The following is a 19,227-nucleotide window of genomic DNA, read 5'->3' as shown; positions in this document are numbered from 1 at the left end:
GCACATCATCGCTTGCTGCGGATCGCGTCTGTGGCAAGCGACACCGGAAAAGCCCGCTGCATTGCGCAGCGGGCTTTCTCATTTTCCAAACCGAAATCCGGTGCGCCGCACATTATATGCGCTGAAGGGCTGGCGCCGCTGGGCAATGTGGAGTCGTGCTCGGGCGAACAGCCTCACCATATGGGAGTCAGGCTCCCCACACGCGTTCTTCGACGCGACGGTGGCGATCAGGCCGCACGGGCGAGCAAGGGGCATGGCGCTGCACAGCGCTGCACAGCGCGCTCCAGTCGCTCCGCTTGGCACATCCGGCCCTTGCACCAGAGCGGGCCCGAAGGCCCGCTCCGAAAGGTCAGTAGTCTTTTTCGAAATAGATCCCGATACCGCTGTCGCCGCCCGTATCGGCCCTGGCGCGGGCCTTGACGTTGCGATTGATCTGGTAGTTCAGGTTGATCGCCGTCTCGCCACCTGAATCGACCTCCACGTCGGTGTAGAGCTCTTCGCTGAGGTACTTGCCAAAGCGCAGCCCGGCATTGCCCTCGGCGTCCGTGGTGACGTCGAAATCATCCAGCCCGAAGCCCCGGCGCAGATTGCCGACGATGCCTTCGCCGCCCTTGCCGGCAAGCGTGTTCACCGCCGCGGCGATGCGCAGCGCCTGCAGCGCGGAAAGCTCGGTCACGTCGCGCCCGAAGAGCAGCAGCGCGAGCACCTCTTCCTCGGGCCGCGAGGGGGTCGAGCTGAAGGTCACCTCGGGCTCCGTCGCCTCGCCCTCGATCGTCACGGTGACCACGGTGCCGTCACGTTCGGCGGTCGCCTCGACCTCGATGGTCGGGACGAAGTCGCCGGTCAGGCGCAGGATCGCGGTGTCGAGCGTCAGGCGCTGGCCGAGGATGTCGAGCCGGCCCCGGATCAGGTCGAAGCGGCCCACCGGCACGATGTCCTGCGAGGTGCCGGTGATCCGCACCCGGCCGCCAAGCTCGGCATCAAGGCCGCGGCCGCGCACGAAGATGCGCGAGGGCGCGCGGATGTCGAGATCGAGCGGCAGGGTGTAGGCCGGGCCGCTTCTGGCGCTCGGGGTCTCGATCAGTCCGGCGCGGGCGCGGGTCGCGCGCACCGCGGGCGGCTCGGCCAGATGGGTCAGGGTGAAGCTGCGGCTGCCCGGCCCGAGGCCGGTCTCGGGGATGCGCAGCTCGGCCTTTTCGATGTCGATCCGGCCCGCGATGGTCGGCCCGGTGAGCAGGGGGCCCTGAACGGTGACACGCCCGCTGGTGGTCGCCTGATAGAGACGGCGATCCTCGAGCAGCAGGTCGCGCATCCTGACCACCAGATCGGCGGTGTAGGGCGTATTGAGCCCGATGGTGCCGGTGGTCTCGAGACGCCCGCCGGTCGAGAGCTGGCCGTTGACGTCGAGCCGGGCCTGCCCGCCGCCGAGATTGGCGGTGAGATTGATGCCGTTGATCGAAATCCCCGGCCCCGGCAGCACCACCTCGGCACCGTTGACCGTCACCGTACCCGACAGCGAGGCCGGCGCGAGGGGTCCGTTCAGGCGCAGGTTCAGCCGCGCCATGCCCGAGAGCAGGTTGGGCTCGGCGATCTGGTTCACCAGCGCCAGCGGCGCGTTGCCGTCGATGGACAGGTTGGCGCTGTCGAAGCTCTGCGCCAGCGTGCCCGAGACCGTCGCCTGTGTGCCGCCCGGGGCGTTGATCCGGGTGTCGACCTGCCATGGCCCGTTGCCATTGCCGCCGATGGTCCCGGTCGCGGTGGCGCGACCCGGAAGCTGCGGCACGATCACGCCCAGATTGTTGAGCGCCACGTCGAAGCGCAGCGCGCTGGCGCCGGACTGGCTCAGCGTGCCGTTCATCGTGGCGGTGATCTGCGAGGTGGTCACATCGAGCTCTTCGACCGTGATGTTGCCCGCGTCGTCGCGCCGGGCAGAGACCACGGCGCTGCCGCTGCCGCCGGCAAGCTTGTCGACGATCTCGATGCCCGTGGCGAGGTTGCGGGTGTTGAGCGTGCCGTCGGCGCTGAAGGCGCCGGTGGTCAGCGTGTAGCTGCCTTCGCCGTCGAAGCTCACCCCGCCGCGCAGGTTCTGGCCAGTCAGCGGCGCATAGGCGGCCAGCGACCCCACCGAGGCGGTGCCGTCGAAGCCCACGGTGCCGATCTGGCCCTCGTCGGTCTTGCGCGCGGTGACGATGCCGCCGGCCTGCGTCTGCCCGGGGCCGCTGGCGGTGAAGTCGAGCGTATAGGCCTCGGCGCTTTCCTGCAGCTCGCCCGAGACCGAGACGCTGCCGGACATGCCGGGCGCGACGGGGCTCAGGTCGGGCAGGGTGAGGTTGAAGGTGGCGGTGCTGCCGTCCCCCACGAGTCGGCCATCGGCGGTGAGCTGGATGCCGGGGCCGTCGACATCGGCGCGCCGGATGGTGATGCCCTCGGCATCGCGCGACACGTCGATCTCGGTGCGGGTGGTGCCGCGCAGAAGGCCGTCGACCTGCTGGATGCCGATCGCCAGATTGGTGGTCTCGAGCGTGCCGTCGGCGTCGAAATAGCCGGTCTCGAGCGCATAGGCGCCTTCGCCGTCGAAGCTGAAGGCGCCGTCGAGTTCGCGGCCCGCGAGATCGGCAAAGGCCGAGAGATCGCCGCCCGCCGCCGTGCCGTCGAAGCCGACCGTCGCGATGCCGCCATCTTCGGCCTTGGTTGCGGTCACCTCGCCGTCGATGCTGGTCTGTGCGGGGCCGGTGGCGGCGAGGTTCAGAAGATAGGCCTCGGCGCTTTCCTCGAGCGTGCCGCGCAGGATGGCGCGACCCGAGAGCCCCTCGGCGCGCAGCCGGGTCAGATCGGGCAGGGTGATGTCGAAGCTCGCCGAACTGCCGGCCTCGAGCAGCGTGCCGCTGGCGGTCATCTCGATGCCCGGCCCGTCGACTTCGGCGCGGCGGATGGTGATGCCATCCGCATCGCGGGTCACGTTGACCTCGGCGTCGGTGGTGCCTTCGAGCAGGCCGTCGACCGCGTCGATTCCGATCTCGACTTCGCGGGTCTGCAGCGTGCCGTCGGCGTCGAAATACCCGGTCTCGAGGATGTAGCTGCCGGTGCCCTGAAAGCTCGCGGCGCCGGCAAGCGGGCGGCCTGCGATGGCGGCGAAGGCCGCGAGATCGGCGGCCGAGGCATCGCCGGTGAAGCCCACCGACACGATGCCGCCGTCTTCGCCCTTGCCGGCGGTGACGACGCCGTCGAACTGGGTGTTGCCGGGGCCGGAGGCGACGAGGTCGAGCGCGTAGGCGTTTTCGCCCTCGTCGAGGGTGCCGGTCAGCGTGGCCTCGCCGCTCATCGCGGGATCGACCAGTGACAGGTCGGGCAGGGTCAGGTCGAACTTGCCACTGCTGGCGCCGGTCTGGAGCTGCGCATCGGCGGTGACGACGATGCCCGGCCCGTCGAGATCGAGGTTGCGCAGGAACGTGCCCAGCTCGGTCCGTGCCGCGGTTGCATCGAGCGTCAGGTCGCCGGCCAGAAGGCTGTCGAGCTGCGGAATACCGGCGGCGAGATCGGTGGCGTTGCCCGCCACGGTGATGTCGAAGCGGCCCGAGATCGGCTCGGCCCGGCCGGAGACACGCACATCGGCATCGCCGCCGAGCTCGCGCCCGGCAAGACCCGAGAACCGGGCAAGGTCCTCGGCGCGGATCTGCAGGTCGGGCTCGATGGTGGGGTCGGCGCCCTCGGTCAGGCCCGAGAACAGCATCTCGCCCTGCACGTCGATGCCGGCGCCGTTCAGGTCGATGCCGGTGATCTCGAAGGGCGAGCCCTGCTGCCAGTCGAACTGCAGCGCGCCGGTCATCGCGTCACCGGTGGCCTCGGCCAGCGAGGCATCCGAGAAGGCCAGCCCCGCCACATCGAGGTCGAGCTGTCCGCGCACCGCGCCGGGCAGGCTGCTGGTGTCGTTCTTGGCGATGATGCCGGTGCCGGTAAGCTGGGCGCTCTGCAGCGACATCTCGGGGCGGTCGAGCCCCTGCAGTGCCAGTTCGAGGCTGAACTCGTCGCCTTGTGAGGCGTCGAAGAACAGCGACAGAGTCGCCTGCTCGACAAGCGTTCCGTCCTGCGCGAAGGCGAGTTGCACCGGGCTGCCATCCTCGGAGGCGATGCGCCCCGACAGGCGCAGCCGCTCAGGCCAGCCTTCGGCACCGATGCGGGCCTCGCCGGCGAGCGACATCGCGGCGGTCTCGAGCGTCAGCTCCTCGAGCTCGAGCGCGCCGCCGGTCTCGAGGATGCCGCGGGTGCGCAGAAGCTGGTTGTCCCCGAGGAAGGCGCGCTGCTCCTGCGGCAGCAGCGGCCGCAGGTCACCCTCGAGATCGGCCGCGAAGCGATGGCCCTGATCCTCGATGCCCTCCAGCGTGATCTGACCGGCGAAGCGGTCCTCGCCATCGGTGGCGAGCGTGAGATCGGCGGTGAAATCGTCGACCACGCCTTCGCCCTGCACCGCAAGGCGGATCGGCGGCGCGCCGGGCAGGCCCATCCGGGTGGTCAGCAGGCCGCCGGAGCCTTCCTCGAGCACGAGATCGACCAGCAGTTCCCGGGTGTCGTTGGCGTAGCTGCCGGTGAAGGTCAGCGCGTCGGTGGGGCCGTTCGCACGCACCACGGCAAGCTCGACATTGCCCTCGCCATCGGCGAGCTGGGCGGTGCCCTCGATATTGAGCGTGACATCCTCGCCGATCACCGGCGCGCCAAGCTCGACCGTGTCGATGGCGAAGCGGCCCACGTTCACCGAGACCGGCAGGTCAGGCAGCGCAAAGCTACCACCGCTGGCCTCGGGGGCGGGCGCGGACGAGCCGGAGGCGGGCAGGCGGGCCAGTTCCAGCCGCTCGGCGCTCAACTCGTCGACCTGAAGCCTTCCGCGAAGCAGCGCAAGGCGGCTCCAGTCAAGCGTGGCATTCTCCAGCGTCAGCCAGATGCCCTGTTCGTCGGCAATGGTGAGGCGCTCCATGGTGGCCTCCGAGCTCAGCGCGCCGCGTAAGCCGCGCACCGTCACGTCCATCCCTTCGCCCGAGAGCGCGTTCTCGATCAGGCGTTCAAGCCGGGTGCCCTCGTCTTCCTCCTGCGCCATCGCGGGCAGGGACAGTCCGAGAAGCAGGGAGAGGAGGAGGAGAAACCGTTTCAAAATGCCTGACCTATGCCAATGTAAACCTGTACCCCTTCGCTTGTGTCGCCCGAGACCGGGCCGGCGACGTCGAACCTGAGCGGACCGATCGGGGTTGAGTAGCGCACGCCGAGGCCGGCGCCCGCGTGCCAGTCGCCCTCGGTGCCGGGGGTGCTGGCTTCGCTGATGTAGCCCGCGTCTGCGAAGGCGACCACGCCCCACGTCTCGTTGATGTCCTGCCGCAGTTCGGTGGACAGGCCGAGGAAGCTGCGGCCGCCGATCTCGTTGCCGTCGAATTCGACGTTGAGCGACTGGTAGGGCTGGCCGCGCACGGTGCCGGCGCCGCCGGAATAGAACAGGAACTCGGGCTGCGTGTCCTCAAGCTCGGAGCCAACCACCGAGCCGAGCTGAAGCCTGCCGGCGAGCACGGTGCTCTTGCTTTCGCCGAAACCGTAATAGCCGCGCAGGTCGGAGTAGAGCCGCGCACCGTGGCCGTCGCCGTCGAGATCGAAGAACGGTGTCAGCTCGGTATCGAGATACCAGCCCGAGGTCGGGTCAAGGTCAACGTCGCGCTTGTCCCATGTCAGCGAGAGCGGCAACGTGAACAGCAGGAACTCGCGCTCGCCAAGATCGTCTTCGGTCTGGGAATAGAGCAGCCCGACACCGATCTCGCCGCTCAGATCGTCGTTGAAGCGGCGGGTGAGACCGGCGGTCAGCTGGGCGGTATCGGCCGAGTAGGTCGGCTCGTTCAGCGCCCCGATCGATGCCTCGAAGAACGCATCGGTCTTGGGGCCGAGCTCGGCGATGGCGGCCGGAACTTCGAGCCGCGCGGTCAGGCTGGCATCGAGCGCGTCGCTGCCGGAGGCGCCGATATCGCTGACCTCTGCGTCGATGCGCAGCCGCTCGGCGCCGCCCCAGAGGTTGCGATGCAGCCAGAAGGCGGTGAGGCTCAGCCCCTCGAGCGACGAGACCTCGGCGCCGAAGCCGAAGCGGCGGGGTTTGTTGTCGACCAGGTCGACGATGATGTCGAGCGTGCCGTCCGCGTTCGGCTGCTCCGCCTCGCGCACGGTGACGCTGGAAAAGGTGCCGGTGCGGGTGAGACGGTTGGTGACCTCCTGAACCTCGTCCGGGTCGAACCTCTCTCCGGTGGGCAGGCCGGCGATGCGGCGCTGCGCCGCGCTGCGCACGGCGCTCGAGCCGTCGGTATCGAGCTTGCCGAAGCGCAGCTGCGGGCCGGGCGTGATGCGCATCGCCACGTCGAGCTCGTTGCTGCGGTGATCGGCGGTGACCTGCTGGCCGGTGATCTCGGCCTTGGCGTGGCCAATATCGCGCCAGCCGTCGACGCCGGCGTCAGCGGCATCGCCCACCACCGAGGCGCGAGCGGTCTTGCCACGTGCGAAGCCCTCTGGCAGCACGGTTTCGGGCGCCAGCGGGGTCAGCTCGGTCCGGCCAAACTTGAAGGAGGGGCCGGTGTCGATCCGAACTGTGACCGTGCCGACGTTTTCGGGTGTGCTGAGAAGCGGGATTTCCGACGCCTCGCGACCGTCGATCAGGATGCTGATCACGCCGCCGTAGTAGCCATTGGCATAGAGCGTCTCGAGCAGGATGCCGTAATCCGAAAGCGCCGCGGCGAGCACGTCCTGTCCCGAGATCCGGCCGTCTTCGGACTCGGCCTCGGCGGCGGCCAGCGCAGAGTTGTTGCGAATTTGCGCGCCCAGGTCGTCGGACATGGCCGGGCTCGTGAAACGAACGTCATCGAGCGCCGCGACGGGGCCGGAGGCGAGGCAGAGGGCGGTGCCGGAGGCGGCAGCAAGACGCCGGATGGTCACTGAAACATTCCTTTCTCGGGCCACGGGGCAGGTCGCCCTGTGGGCGAGATCAGCCCACCGTAACCCAGTGCAATCGTGGACGCTAGGGAAGGCAATATCATCGCGGCCCTCGTCCCGCGGTTCACGTTTCAGCCACCCGTTGAATCGTCGGGCTGTTGTGTCTCGTCTGCATCGCTTGCCCCGTCCCCTTGGGCTGTCTATCCCGGTTTGGCGCCATCTAGCGCGGCGCGGCGGAACGTGAAGGAGACGACATGCCCGACATCATCGTGATCGGCGGCGGAATGGCCGGGGTGAGCGCCGCGGCGGCGCTTGCTGCGGACGCCGAGGTGCTGCTGCTCGAGGCCGAGCCGGGGACGGGGCGGCATTCCACCGCGCGTTCCGCGGCGATCTACATCCGCAACTACGGCAACGCCGCGCTCAGGGCGCTGAACGACCGTGCCGCGGGTTTCTTCGAGGCCCCCGACATCGATGTCGAGGCGCCGCTGCTGACGCCGCGCGGCGAACTGCTGCTCGCAACCGGCGAAGAGCTCGACCTGCTCGAGGACTATGCCGCCGGCAGCGCCGGGCTCGACCGGTTGAGCGCCGCCGAGGCCGAGCGCCTCGTGCCGATCCTCAGACCCGGCCATTTCGCCGCCGCGGTTCTCGAGCCCGAGGCCCGCGACATCGATGTCGACGCGATGCTGCAAGGCTACCTGCGCCAGTTCCGGGCGCGGGGCGGCCAGCTGCGTTGCGATGCGCCGGTCTCGGCGCTGAGCCGCGAGGCGGGGCTTTGGCAGATCGTGGCGGGGGGCGAGACCCACGCCGCGCCGGTGGTGGTCAACGCCGCCGGTGCCTGGGCGGGCGAGATCGCCCGCATGGCTGGCGCCCAGCCGATCCCGATCCAGCCGTGCCGGCGCTCGGCGGCGGTCCTGCCGGCGCCCGAGGGCCACGAGGTCGGCGACTGGCCGCTTTTCGGCTCGATCGCCGAGACCTGGTACGCCAAGCCGATGGGCGGGCAGCTCATGGTGAGCCCCGCCGATGCCGACCCCGTTCCGCCGCAGGACGCCTGGCCCGACGACATGGTGCTGGCCGAGGGACTGGACCGCTACGAGCGCGCGGTGACGGTGCCGGTGACGCGCATGGTCTCGAGCTGGGCCGGGCTGCGCAGCTTCGCGCCGGACAAGACCCCGGTCTGCGGCTTCGATGGCGCGGCAGAGGGGTTCTTCTGGCTCGCCGGGCAGGGTGGGCACGGCATCCAGACCGCCCCCGCTTTGGCCGGGGTGACGGCGGCGCTCATCGCCGGGCGCGCGGCCCCGATCGACGATGCAAGCCTCGGCGCGCTGTCGCCGGCGCGGTTTGACTGAGGGGGCGGGGATGCGCATTTACGTCACCGGCAGTTCCGGCGTTTTGGGCTGCGAGATCCTCTACCACCTGCGGGCCTCGGGCCATGATGCGACCGGGGTCGCCCGGCGCGCCCTGCCGCGGCAGGCGACGGGCCTGCCGCAGATCTCGACCGCCGACGTGCTCTCGCCCGGCTGGCTGCCGGAGCGCGACACCGAGGCGACCATCGTGCACTGCGCCGGGCTCGCCAGCCCGCGGGTGCCGTTCGACAGCTACGCCGAGCTCAGCCGCCGCGAGATCGAGCCGCAGGCCCGCTTCGTCGAGGCCTTGCTGGCGCGCGGCTGGCGCGGGCACATGGTCTATGTCTCCTCCGCCGGGGTCTATGGCGACACCGATGCGCTGCCGATCCCGGAAGACGCGCCGCTCAACCCCAAGTCCTTCTACGCGTTGCAGAAGATGGCGGTGGAGCAAGCGCTGGTCATGCTTGCCAACCGGTCCGGGTTCCGGCTCACCATCCTGCGGCTGGCCAATGCCTATGGCTCGCCGCTGGCGGGGCCGAGCTATGGCGTGGTGACGATCCTGCTCGATGCGCTGGCGACGGGCCGGCCGTTCAAGGTCTTCGGCACGGGGCAGAGCCTGCGCGACTACATCCATGTGTCGGATTTCTGCGCCGCCGTGGCGCGGACCTGCGCGGCGGACCTGCCCGAGCGGGTGACGACACTGAACATCGGCACCGGGCAGGGCACCTCGCTGGCGGATCTGGTGGCGCTGGTGCAGCAGGTCACCGGACGGCCGCTGACGCTCGAGCGCGCGCCGCTGGAGAGCGAGCTGAAATCGAGCGTGCTCGATATCTCACGCGCAGAGCGGCTGCTGGGCTGGACGCCCGCGCTCGGGATCGAGGAGGGGTTGCGCCGCACGGTCGAGGTGATGGGCGGCTGAGCCCCGCCTCGCGCGGAACCAAGGCGCGGCCCGCGCGGCCGCGGCGATCGGATTGGCCTCCGCAAGTCCATCTTCCTCGGATAGAGGCTAACAGCGCGGAATTAAGGCGCGGCACGCGCCGCCGCGCCATCACCTGCCCGCCCCGACGGGCTGGTGATTTGGTGACGCAAGCGCGCTGTGTCGAGATCTTTCGGACGTGACCGCGATAAAACGAGAGGCTCACTGCTCGGTTCACCATCCCGCGGGCAGGTGATGGCGCAGCGACGCAGCCGGGCCCTATGACGGGCGGATTTGCCCCGGCGGGTCATTCCTCCTCGAACGGATCCCACTCGTCCTCGACCTCGGGCAGCGCCTCGGCAGTGGCCTCCATCGCGGCCTCCTCCGGGGTACGGATCTCGACGATCTCGGCCTTGGGGAAGATCGCGAGCGCGGCCTGGATCAGCGGGTGCTCCGCTGCCTCGGCCTTCATCGCCAGCTCGGCGGCGTGGGTCTGCTCCCAGATCGTCGCGCTGTCGCAGCCATTGACCAGAGACACGCCCCAGCGGTTGCCGGTCCAGCGTTGCAGCGCGCTGCCGAGGCGCTGGGCGAGATCGCCGCGGGCCTTGTCGGTCGGGGTGAACTCGATCCGGCCGGGCTGGTAGGCGGCAAGGCGCACGCAGCGCTCGACCTCCATCAAGAGCGTCATGTCGCGATTGGCGCGGATCAGCTCGACCACGTGCTCGAAAGTCGGAAAGCGGGCCAGCGCGTGATCGGCGGCCACCGCCAGCACGGCGTTGCCCTGCGTGGCGACCGGCCCTGAGGGGGCGGGGTGGGTCGGCTGCACGTGGCCGCCGGTCTGCGCCTGTGCGCCGCCGCCGGCCGGGGCATGGGCATAGCCACCGCCACCACCCCCGGGGCCCGGTGCGGGCGGCGGGGGCGTGTCCTGCAGCTTGCGGAGCAGCTCTTCGGGCGAGGGCAGCTCGGCCACGTGGGTCAGCCGGATCACCGCCATCTCGGCGGCCATCATCGCGTTGGGGGCCTGTGCCACCTCGTCGAGCGCCTTGAGCAGCATCTGCCACATGCGGGTCAGCGCCCGCATCCCGAGATTGGCGGCCATGGTCTCGCCGCGGGCGCGCTCGTCGGGCGAGATCGTCGGGTCCTCGGCGGCCTCCGGGGTGATCTTCACCACCGACGTCCAGTGGGTGATCTCGGCCAGGTCGCGCAGCACCGCCAGCGGATCGGCGCCGTCGGCATATTGCTGCGACAGCTCGGTCAGCGCGCCGGGCGCATCGCCGTACATGATCTTTTCGAACAGATCCATCACCCGGCCACGGTCGGCAAGGCCCAGCATGGCGCGGACCTGCTCGGCGGTGGTCTCGCCGGCGCCGTGACTGATCGCCTGATCGAGCAGCGAGGTGGCATCGCGCGCCGAGCCCTCGGCGGCGCGGGTCACCAGCGCCAGCGCGTCGTCGGTGATCTCGGCCTGTTCGGCGGTGGCGATCCTGCGCAGCAGCGAAATCATCACCTCGGGCTCGATGCGGCGCAAATCGAAGCGCTGGCAGCGCGACAGCACCGTCACCGGAACCTTGCGGATCTCGGTCGTGGCGAAGATGAACTTCACATGCTCCGGCGGCTCTTCCAGCGTCTTGAGCAGCGCGTTGAACGCGCTGTTCGAGAGCATGTGCACCTCGTCGATGATGTAGATCTTGTAGCGCGCCGAGGCCGCCCGGTAATGCACGCTGTCGATGATCTCGCGGATGTCGCCGACGCCGGTGTTCGAGGCGGCGTCCATCTCGATCACGTCGACATGGCGGCCTTCCATGATCGCGCGGCAGTGCTCGCATTCGCCACAGGGCTCGGTGGTGGGGCCGCCCTCGCCATCGGGGCCGATGCAGTTCATGCCCTTGGCGATGATCCGGGCGGTGGTGGTCTTACCGGTGCCGCGGATGCCGGTCATGATGAAGGCCTGCGCGATGCGACCGGCCTTGAAGGCGTTCTTGAGCGTGCGCACCATCGCGTCCTGACCGACGAGATCGGCAAAGGTCTCGGGGCGGTACTTGCGGGCGAGAACCTGGTACTTGGGCGAGTGCTCGGACATCGGGGGCCTTCCGGGTGACGGGACGCGCTCAAGGTACGCGCGCGGCCTTCCAAGGTAAACCTGCCCCGGCGCGGAAAAGCGGGCTGAACCAAACCACCGCTCACGGCGTTAGGCGATGTTGGCTCACGATGGCGTGATGGTCGCGCCGCGCCACTCGGAGGATCTGCCCATGCGGCTCAGAGGTATCAGACGCAGCAGCAATATCGAGGATCGGCGGGGCAGGGGCGGCGGCATCGCGGTCGGCGGTCTCGGCGGCGCGGGCCTGCTGCTGGTGCTGGCGATCGGCTATTTCACCGGGATCGACGTGACCCCGTTCCTCGAGGGCAGCACGCAGAGCAGCACCCAGCGCGAGATCTCTCCGCAGGAAGAGGCGGCGGCAGAGTTTTCCTCGCAGGTGCTGGCCACCACCGAAGAGGTCTGGGGCGAGATCTTCCCGCGCGAGGTCGGCACCGCCTACGAACCGCCGGTGCTGGTGCTGTTCTCGGGCACGACCTCGTCGCCCTGCGGGGGCGCCAGCGGCGCGACGGGGCCGTTCTACTGCCCGCTCGACGAGAAGGCCTATCTCGACACCGCCTTCTTCGCCACGCTGGCGCAGCGGCTGGGCGCGAAGGGCGATTTCGCCGCCGCCTACGTGATCGCCCACGAAGTGGCGCACCACGTGCAGAACGAGCTCGGCATCCTCGATCAGGTCAACGCGGCGCGCCAGCGGGCGAGCGAGACGCAGGCCAATGCGCTCACCGTCCGTCTCGAGCTGCAGGCCGATTGCCTGGCCGGGGTCTGGGCCCGCCATGTCGACGGCCTGCTCGAGCCGGGCGACGTCGCCGAGGCGCTGAACGCGGCGCGGATGATCGGCGACGACCATTTGCAACGCAGCGCCGGCCGGGTGCCGCAGCCGCATACCTTCACGCATGGCACGTCCGAACAGCGCGAAAGCTGGTTCGCAAGCGGCTACGAATCGGGCAGCATCGGAGCATGTGACACGTTCAACGCATCGAGCCTCTGACCATGCTGCACGCGCTTCGGGTTCTGGACGGAATTCTCGCAATCTCGCCCCTGCCCGGGGCTGAGGGAGATCTCGTCGGGGACCTGCAGCACGTGGCCGACTGGCGGCCCTCTCTGGTCCTGTCGCTGGTCAGCAGCGCCGAGTTCGAGGCCGTGGGCGCGGGCTCCGTCGGCCGTTTCATCGCCGATCACGGGGCGCGCTGGGAGCATCTGCCGATCGTGGATTTCGGTGTGCCCTGCGCGGCTTTCGAAAAGCGCTGGCCCGAGGTCAGTGTCGCGGCGCGACACGCGCTGCGCGGCGGCGGTCGGGTTCTGGTGCACTGCCGTGGCGGCTGCGGGCGCTCGGGCATGGTGGCCTTGCGGCTGATGATCGAGGCGGGCGAGGCCCCGGACGAGGCGCTGTCGCGGCTGCGGCACGTTCGGCCCTGCGCGATCGAGACCAAGGCGCAGATGCGCTGGGCGATGGCCGCCGAGCGGGACGCGGCGGTGTTCCACAGGCATGGCGACTGAGCTGGGCCAAGAAAATTCGGCGAATTTTCTTGCACCTGGCGGCACCGGTGGGCGCAAGTCATGCGCCTCGAGAGCGGTCCACGCCGCACGATGCTATCGTCTCTGTCTGAAGCAATCGGCTGCACCGCACGCAAGGGCGACGTGCCCCATCCGGACACGCGACATAATTCTGCCGAGGGAGCTGAAGTGAGAGGCTGGACAACGACCCAAGCGGGGCTCGTTACGGCTGCTTCCTTCCGGACCTGACCGGGTTGGCGAGGCGCCTGCCCGCGCCAACCTCTCAAGGGGTCATCTAGGGGGTTCGCGACGGATTCGCAACCCCGGCCCGCAAAGACGAGCCGGGGCGGTGCTCACAGCGTGATGCGGAACCGCGCGAAGCCCGCCTCGGTGTCGCCGGCATCCTCGAGGCTCAGCCCCGGCACGCTGTCGACATAGCCGCGCGCGGCGGGGCCGGTCTCGAACAGCACGGTGGTGTCGGGCAGGGGGGCGAAGGACCAGTTGCCGTCGGCGTTCGGGTTGATGGTGCCCTGCTCGACGATGTAGCGCACGATGACGTCGCGGTTGGTGTCGGGGCCCTCGAAGATGATGGTGTCGCCGGTGCCGGGGAAGCTGCCGCCGCCGGAGGCGCGGTAGTTGTTGGTGGCGATGACGAACTCCATGTCCTCGGTCACCGGCGCGCCGTCGGAGGTCAGGTCGGTGATGCGGTTGGCCTCGGGGGCCACGACCGCGCCATCAGAATCGAATTTCGAGGGCTGCGACAGGTCGATCCGGTAGCTCACCCCGTCGATCACGTCGAAATTGTAGCTCGGGAAATCGGGGTTCAGCAGGGGCGCGTCCTGCGCGCCGGGCTCGATCCGGTTGAACATCCCCGCCGAGCGCTCGAGCCAGTCCTTGAGCTGGGCGCCGGTCACCTTCACCGCGCGCACGGTGTTGGGGTAGAGGTAGAGGTCGGCGACGTTCTTGATCGCGATGTCGCCCGCGGGCACGTCGGTGTAATACTCCGGCCCGCCGCGGCCGCCGGCCTTGAACGGCGCTGCCGCCGAGAGGATCGGCAGCCCCTCGTGCTCGGTCCCCTTGAGCATCTGCTCGATATACCAGGTCTGTGCGTTCGACACGATCTGTACGGACGGGTCGTCCGCCACCAGCGCGAAATAGCTGTAGAGCGGCGCCGAGGTCTTGCCGACGGCGCGGCGCACATAGGCCAGCGTCTCGTCATGCGCCTGTTCGACCGAGGCCACGACCTCGGGCGCATCCTCGACCAGCGCGGTGACCGAGCGGTCCTCGTTGCGTTCGGCGATGGGCCGCGCCTCGGTGGTCGCCGAGACCACGCGCCAGCCCGCGCCGTCGCGCTCGAGCAGCAGGTCGATGAGACCCATATGCGAGCCCCAGAACCCGCCCATCACCGCGGGCTTGCCGTGGATCGTGCCGGCCGCGGCGTCGACGGCGTCGAAATCGGCATAGGTCGGCGAGGGGAAGACGAGGTGGCTGTGCCCGGTCATCACCGCGTCGATGCCGTCCACGCCCGCGAGCGGCACCGAGGCGTTCTCCATGCCGTCCTCGTGATTGGCCGAGCCGATACCGGAATGGCTCAGCGCGATGACGATATCGGCGCCTTCCTCGACGATCTGCGGCACCCAGGCGCGGGCGGTCTCGACGATGTCGCGGGCCTGAACGTTGCCCTCGAGATGCTTGCGGTCCCAGTTCATCACCTGCGGCGGGGTGAAGCCGATCACGCCGACCCTGATCGGGTGGCTGTTGCCGGCCCCGTCGGTGAGCTGACGCTCGAGGATGACGTAGGGCTTGTAGAGCGTCTCGTCCTCGCGCGGGTTGGCGCCGAGGCTCTTGGAGACGTTGGCCAGCACCACGGGGAACTGCGCCCCGGCGGTGGATTTCATCAGGAAGTCGAGCCCGTAGTTGAACTCGTGATTGCCGATGGTGGCGGCATCGAAGCCGACGGCGTTCATCGCGTCGATCACCGGGTGGGTGTCGCCTTCCTTCATGCCGCGCTCGTAGGCGACGTAATCGCCCATCGGGTTGCCCTGCAGGAAGTCGCCATTGTCGAGCAGCATGGAGTTGGTCGCCTCGGCGCGCACCCCGTTGATCAGCGTCGCGGTGCGCGACAGGCCGACCGTGTCGACCGGCTTGTCGGAATAATAGTCATACGGCATCACGTGCACGTGCAGATCGGTGGTTTCCATGATCCGCAGATGCGCCTGATTGGCAGCGGCTCGGGCGGAATATGGGTGCAGTGCGATCAAGGCGGAGCCCGCGGCTGTGCCCGCCAGGAACGAACGGCGGGTGAGTTCGGAAGGTTGGAAACGGGCCATTGGGGCTCTCCTGCTTATAGATGATTCGCTCTTAGTCCAGTTTTCCAACAGCAAGATCACACGAGAAGACAAAACGCCCGGACTCAACCTTCGGAAGAGGCTTCCGTTGGGGAAGCGCTCCCGGGAAACAGGTTTGCCACGTCGCGGCGGGCATGTCATGGAATTCCGTGCACCGACTGGCGGTTGCCGCGGATGTGCCACGGGCGGGCCATCGGGCCGTCAGGGCCGGGGCCGATCGGGCAGGCCCGCCATGGGCCGGCTGGGCCAGGTGCGATGCAAGACAGGGGCAGGGCGACCATGAGACATGCGGAAGAGGTGACATTCGGCGGATCCGGGCTCGACCGGGCGGCGGAGCTGCGCGGCGACATCCCGGCACTGGCGGCGCTGATGCAGGCCCCCGGGGCGCGCACGATCCTGATCTGGCGGGGCAAGGTGCTGATGCGTCAGGACGGCGCCGGCCTTTGCCGCCTGCCGCTGGATCACCCGGTGCTGGCAGAGGCGCGTGGGGAGCCGCTGTTCCTTGGCCGGGACGAGGAGGGCGCGATCTTCTCGCATGACATCTCGGGCTGGGAGCCGGAGGGCGCGGCGCCCGGCGAGGGCGGTTTCCTCGACAGCACCGAGCAGACCCATCCGGCCTGTCCGGGGGCGCAGTTCGTCGAGCTGCGGGCGCTGCTGACCCAGCTCACCCCGCGCGACGCCGAGCTTGGCGCCACCGCCCGCGCGCTCTTCGGCTGGCACCAGAGCCACGGCTTCTGTGCCCGCTGCGGCACGCCGAGCGAGGTGTTCATGGCCGGCTGGCAGCGCATCTGCCCGTCCTGCGGCGCCCACCATTTCCCGCGCACCGACCCGGTGGTGATCATGCTGATCACCCGCGGCAATGCCTGCCTGCTGGGCCGCTCGCCGGGGTGGCCGGAGGGTATGTTCTCCTGCCTCGCGGGCTTCGTGGAGCCGGGAGAGACGCTGGAGGCGGCGGTGCGCCGCGAGGTGGTCGAGGAGGCCGGCATCAAGGTGGGCGCGGTGCGCTACCTCGCCAGCCAGCCCTGGCCGTTCCCGGCCTCGCTGATGATCGGCTGCCATGGCGAGGCCGAGAGCGAGGAGATCGAGATCGATCCCAGCGAGATCGAGACCGCGGCCTGGGTCAGCCGCGAGGAGCTGGCCGCCGCCTTCGACGGCTCGAACCCCGCCCTGCAGCCGGCAAGGCGCGGCTCTATCGCGAATTTCCTGCTGCGCAACTGGCTTGCGGACCGGCTGGATTGAGGCAAGACTGACCGCCAACACACCCACGGGCAGAACGGGGCAGAGAGCAGATGGAATTCACCACCCGCGAGGACATCGAGGCGCCGCTCGAGCAGGTCTTTGCACAGGCCACCGACTTCGATCAGATCGAGCGTCAGGTCATGCGCCGCGGCATCGACGCCCGCCGCACCTCCGAGGGCGGGGCCGGCACGGCCCGGGGCATGAGCTGGCAGGCGACCTTCGGCTTCCGCGGCAAGACCCGCACCGCCGATGTCACGCTGACGGAGTACGATCCGCCTAACGCGCTCAGCTATCGCGCGGTGTCCGGCGGGCTCGAGGTCGTGACGCAGATCGACTTCGTGGCCTTGTCGCGCAGCCGCACGCGCGTCGGGATGAAGATCGAACTGCTGCCCAAGACGCTCTCGGCGCGGCTGATGGTGCAGTCGATGAAGCTCGGCAAGTCGGGCATCGAAAAGCGCTTCCGGGTGAAGATGGCCGAGTACGCCAAGGCGCTCGAGGACCGTCTCAAGCGCGCCTCCTGAGGGCGCGTTCAGGCGTCCAGCTCGATCACCGCGCCGCCCGAGGCAGCGGCATCCTCGCGGTCGTGGGTCACCAGAAGCACCGGCAGGCGCTGGGCCTTGGCGCGGGCGAAGACCAGCTCGCGGACCTGGCCGCGCCGCGCCGCATCGAGGCGTGAGAAAGGCTCGTCGAGCAGCAGCGCGCGGGGCTCGGCCAGAAGCGTGCGCATCAGCGCCACCCTCGCCTTCTGCCCGCCCGACAGTGTCGCCGGATCGCGGCGCGCAAAGCCTTCGAGGCCGATCTCCTGCAAGGCACGTTCGATGCGCGCGCGCCGGGCTGCCCGGCCACGCAGCGAAGGCGGCAGGCCGAAGGCGAGGTTGCCGCCCACCGAGAGATGCGGGAACAGCAACTCGTCCTGAAACAGGATGCCGATGCGCCGCCGTTCGGTCGGCAGGGCGGTGACGTCCTCGCCATCGAGCAGGATACGGCCCGACAGCGCGAAGGCCGGATCGAGCGCGCCGGTGATCGCCGCCAGCAGCGTCGACTTGCCCGAGCCGGAGGGCCCCATCACGGTGAGCACCTCGCCCGGCGCCACATGCGCGTCGAGCGCCACCATCACGCGCCCGCCAAGGCGGATCTCGAGCGTGTCGAGCCTCAGCCCGTCAGCCATGTCTCAGTCCTTTCCGGTTGCGCCAGACCAGAGCCGGGATCAGCAGCGCCAGCGCGAAGGGCAGGAAGGCGCTCGCGGTCTGGGCCAGCGCGGTAACGCCGATCACCCGCCGCGCCCCGCCGGAGGCCAGCGCCACCGCCTCGGTGGTCAGCGTCTGCACCCGACCGCCGCCAAGCAGCAGCGTCGGCAGGAACTGCCCGACCGAAACCGCGCAGCCCACCGCCACGGCGGTCAGCACCGGGCGCAGCAGCATCGGCAGGCGCAGCCGCCAGAACACCCGCGCCGGGCCGGCCCCCAGCGCGTGGCCCACGGTGGCGTGGCGAACGTCCCAGCCGCGATAGGGGTCGGCCAGCGACAGGAACACGTAAGGCAGCACGAAGATCACGTGCGCGGCGATCACGGCGGTGATGGTGCCGTCGACCCCGGCCACCAGCGCGAGGATCTGCAGCCCCGGCAGGAAGGCGATCTGCGGCACGATGAGCGGCAGGTAGAGCAGCCAGAGCGCCCGCGCCGAGGGCCGCAGCCCGAAGCGGTGCTCCGCCTCGAGGCAGGCCAGCACCAGTGCCAGCGCCACGCCGGTCGCGACCAGCGCGATCAGCGCGGTGTCTCCCGCGGGGGAGAGCAACTGCGGCCCCTGCTTCATCCAGCTTGTGGCGGTGATGGCGTCGGGCAGCATCGCGGGAAAGCCCCAGAACCCCGCCACCGACCACGCGCCGAGTGCCGCGAGGCCAAGGATGATCGCCAGCGCCGACAGTGCGCCCGCCCCGAAGGAGAGCGCGCGCAGTGGTGCGTCGCGCTGGGCGCGGCCTCCGGCCTCGATCCAGGCCCGCCCGAGCCGCGCCACGACAGCCTCGCCCAGACGCCAGAGACCCAGCGCGCCCAGCGTCAGCAGCAGTTGCAGTATCGCGCCTGCCGCGCCGCGCATACGCAGCGCGAGGTCGGGGTCGTTCATCCAGCGCAGCACCTGCACCGCCAGCGTCGGCGGCGTGTTCGGTCCGAGGATCAGCGCCACGTCGACCACGCTCATCGAGAAGGCCAGCACCGCGTAGACCGGCAGGCGGATCTGCGGGTAGAGCCGGGGAAACACCGTCTTGAGCCAGCCGGCGCTGCGCCCGTAGCCCAGGCTGCGCGCGGTGGCGAGGCTCTGGCCCGGCCGCAGCGCCGGCAGGGCGGCCAGCGTCATCAGCAGCAGGAAAGGCAGCTCCTTCACCAGCAGCCCGGCGATCAGCGACAGCCCCCACGGGTCCTGCAGGATCAGCAGATCGGGCGGACGCTCCCATCCCAGAAGCTGCGCCAGCGCGCGGGCGATCCAACCCGAGGGGGCGATCAGGAAGGCGAGTCCGAAGGCCGCGGCGGCGTGCGGCACCGACAGAAGCGGGGACAGCACCCGTTCGAGCCAGCGAAACGCCCGGGTGCCCTGCCAGCCGGCGCAGATCAGCGTGGTGAGGGCCAGCGCCAGCAGCGTGGCGCCAAGTCCGGTGCCCACGCTCAGTGCCACGGCGCGTGGCAGGCCCGGCCAAGCGGCGAGCTCGGAAACCGGCGTCAGCCCCGGCTCGATACCTCCCAGCGCCGGCATGATGCCGAAGGCGGGCAGCACCGTGCCCGCCAGCCCGGCACAGACCGGCCCAAGCATGACCAGCAGCGTCAGGGCCGGGGCGCGCCGTAGCAGCGACATG

The 19,227-nt window shown here is 69.8% G+C and carries 12 protein-coding genes and 1 other RNA gene; 6 read left to right on the top strand and 7 right to left on the bottom strand.

Features of this window, described 5'->3' with window-relative positions:
• Positions 1-349: 349 nt before the first annotated feature.
• Both LCM15_RS06425 and LCM15_RS06420 read right to left on the bottom strand, forming a co-directional pair.
• Entirely contained in the window at positions 350-5,143 is a 4,794-nt protein-coding gene (locus LCM15_RS06425; RefSeq protein WP_224854474.1) for a translocation/assembly module TamB domain-containing protein, read from the bottom strand.
• Complete coding sequence (locus LCM15_RS06420; protein WP_224854472.1) at positions 5,140-6,951, bottom strand: autotransporter assembly complex protein TamA; 1,812 nt, start codon at positions 6,949-6,951, stop codon at positions 5,140-5,142. Before LCM15_RS06420 ends, LCM15_RS06425 begins: the two co-directional genes overlap by 4 nt.
• Positions 6,952-7,202: 251 nt before the next feature.
• Between LCM15_RS06420 and LCM15_RS06415 the strand changes: the two genes are divergently transcribed.
• A complete protein-coding gene (locus LCM15_RS06415; RefSeq protein ID WP_224854469.1) occupies positions 7,203-8,294 on the top strand; it encodes an NAD(P)/FAD-dependent oxidoreductase in 1,092 nt (363 codons plus the stop codon).
• Between the two features lie 10 nt (positions 8,295-8,304).
• Positions 8,305-9,210, top strand: coding sequence for an NAD-dependent epimerase/dehydratase family protein (locus LCM15_RS06410; RefSeq protein WP_224854466.1), 906 nt, complete (start codon positions 8,305-8,307; stop codon positions 9,208-9,210).
• Positions 9,211-9,514: 304 nt separating this feature from the next.
• Here the strand turns inward: LCM15_RS06410 and LCM15_RS06405 are convergent, their stop codons facing one another.
• The gene (locus tag LCM15_RS06405; protein WP_224854464.1) at positions 9,515-11,287 is read right to left on the bottom strand and encodes a DNA polymerase III subunit gamma/tau; all 1,773 of its coding nucleotides are present in this window, start codon (positions 11,285-11,287) and stop codon (positions 9,515-9,517) included.
• A 169-nt stretch (positions 11,288-11,456) separates the two neighbouring features.
• Between LCM15_RS06405 and LCM15_RS06400 the strand changes: the two genes are divergently transcribed.
• Positions 11,457-12,290, top strand: coding sequence for a neutral zinc metallopeptidase (locus LCM15_RS06400; RefSeq protein WP_224854461.1), 834 nt, complete (start codon positions 11,457-11,459; stop codon positions 12,288-12,290).
• Between the two features lie 2 nt (positions 12,291-12,292).
• On the top strand, positions 12,293-12,799 hold the full coding sequence (locus LCM15_RS06395; RefSeq protein WP_224854459.1) for a protein-tyrosine phosphatase family protein: 507 nt from the start codon (positions 12,293-12,295) through the stop codon (positions 12,797-12,799).
• Between the two features lie 184 nt (positions 12,800-12,983).
• Here the strand turns inward: LCM15_RS06395 and ffs are convergent.
• An RNA gene (ffs, locus tag LCM15_RS06390) (signal recognition particle sRNA small type) lies at positions 12,984-13,082 on the bottom strand.
• 67 nt (positions 13,083-13,149) lie between these two features.
• Positions 13,150-15,126 (bottom strand): bifunctional 2',3'-cyclic-nucleotide 2'-phosphodiesterase/3'-nucleotidase, encoded by a 1,977-nt coding sequence (locus tag LCM15_RS06385; protein ID WP_224854456.1) that lies wholly within the window; start codon positions 15,124-15,126, stop codon positions 13,150-13,152.
• A 297-nt stretch (positions 15,127-15,423) separates the two neighbouring features.
• On the opposite strand from LCM15_RS06385, the gene nudC reads away from it, so the two are divergent.
• On the top strand, positions 15,424-16,383 hold the full coding sequence (gene nudC, locus LCM15_RS06380; RefSeq protein WP_224854453.1) for an NAD(+) diphosphatase: 960 nt from the start codon (positions 15,424-15,426) through the stop codon (positions 16,381-16,383).
• A 50-nt stretch (positions 16,384-16,433) separates the two neighbouring features.
• A complete protein-coding gene (locus LCM15_RS06375) occupies positions 16,434-16,904 on the top strand; it encodes an SRPBCC family protein (RefSeq protein ID WP_224854450.1) in 471 nt (156 codons plus the stop codon).
• Positions 16,905-16,912: 8 nt separating this feature from the next.
• Here the strand turns inward: LCM15_RS06375 and LCM15_RS06370 are convergent, their stop codons facing one another.
• Both LCM15_RS06370 and LCM15_RS06365 read right to left on the bottom strand, forming a co-directional pair.
• Positions 16,913-17,551, bottom strand: a complete 639-nt coding sequence (locus LCM15_RS06370; protein WP_224854447.1) for an ATP-binding cassette domain-containing protein — start codon at positions 17,549-17,551, stop codon at positions 16,913-16,915.
• Positions 17,544-19,226 (bottom strand): ABC transporter permease, encoded by a 1,683-nt coding sequence (locus tag LCM15_RS06365; RefSeq protein ID WP_224854444.1) that lies wholly within the window; start codon positions 19,224-19,226, stop codon positions 17,544-17,546. The genes LCM15_RS06370 and LCM15_RS06365 overlap by 8 nt, the downstream gene beginning before the upstream one ends.
• Position 19,227: the final 1 nt, after the last annotated feature.

It is taken from the genome of Salipiger bermudensis (genome assembly GCF_020171625.1).
Taxonomy (GTDB): Bacteria; Pseudomonadota; Alphaproteobacteria; order Rhodobacterales; family Rhodobacteraceae; genus Salipiger; species Salipiger bermudensis_B.
The sequence above is the reverse complement of the archived record's forward strand: the minus strand, read 5'-3'. Positions and strand labels throughout refer to the sequence as shown.

What these genes read in the sequence shown, in the direction of transcription:
- LCM15_RS06415 (WP_224854469.1), top strand. Translation starts at nt 7,203, where the DNA reads ATGCCCGACATCATCGTGATCGGCGGCGGAATGGCCGGGGTGAGCGCC.
- LCM15_RS06410 (WP_224854466.1), top strand. Translation starts at nt 8,305, where the DNA reads ATGCGCATTTACGTCACCGGCAGTTCCGGCGTTTTGGGCTGCGAGATC.
- LCM15_RS06405 (WP_224854464.1), bottom strand. Translation starts at nt 11,287, where the DNA reads ATGTCCGAGCACTCGCCCAAGTACCAGGTTCTCGCCCGCAAGTACCGC.
- LCM15_RS06400 (WP_224854461.1), top strand. Translation starts at nt 11,457, where the DNA reads ATGCGGCTCAGAGGTATCAGACGCAGCAGCAATATCGAGGATCGGCGG.
- LCM15_RS06395 (WP_224854459.1), top strand. Translation starts at nt 12,293, where the DNA reads ATGCTGCACGCGCTTCGGGTTCTGGACGGAATTCTCGCAATCTCGCCC.
- LCM15_RS06385 (WP_224854456.1), bottom strand. Translation starts at nt 15,126, where the DNA reads ATGGCCCGTTTCCAACCTTCCGAACTCACCCGCCGTTCGTTCCTGGCG.
- nudC (WP_224854453.1), top strand. Translation starts at nt 15,424, where the DNA reads ATGAGACATGCGGAAGAGGTGACATTCGGCGGATCCGGGCTCGACCGG.
- LCM15_RS06375 (WP_224854450.1), top strand. Translation starts at nt 16,434, where the DNA reads ATGGAATTCACCACCCGCGAGGACATCGAGGCGCCGCTCGAGCAGGTC.
- LCM15_RS06370 (WP_224854447.1), bottom strand. Translation starts at nt 17,551, where the DNA reads ATGGCTGACGGGCTGAGGCTCGACACGCTCGAGATCCGCCTTGGCGGG.
- LCM15_RS06365 (WP_224854444.1), bottom strand. Translation starts at nt 19,226, where the DNA reads ATGTCGCTGCTACGGCGCGCCCCGGCCCTGACGCTGCTGGTCATGCTT.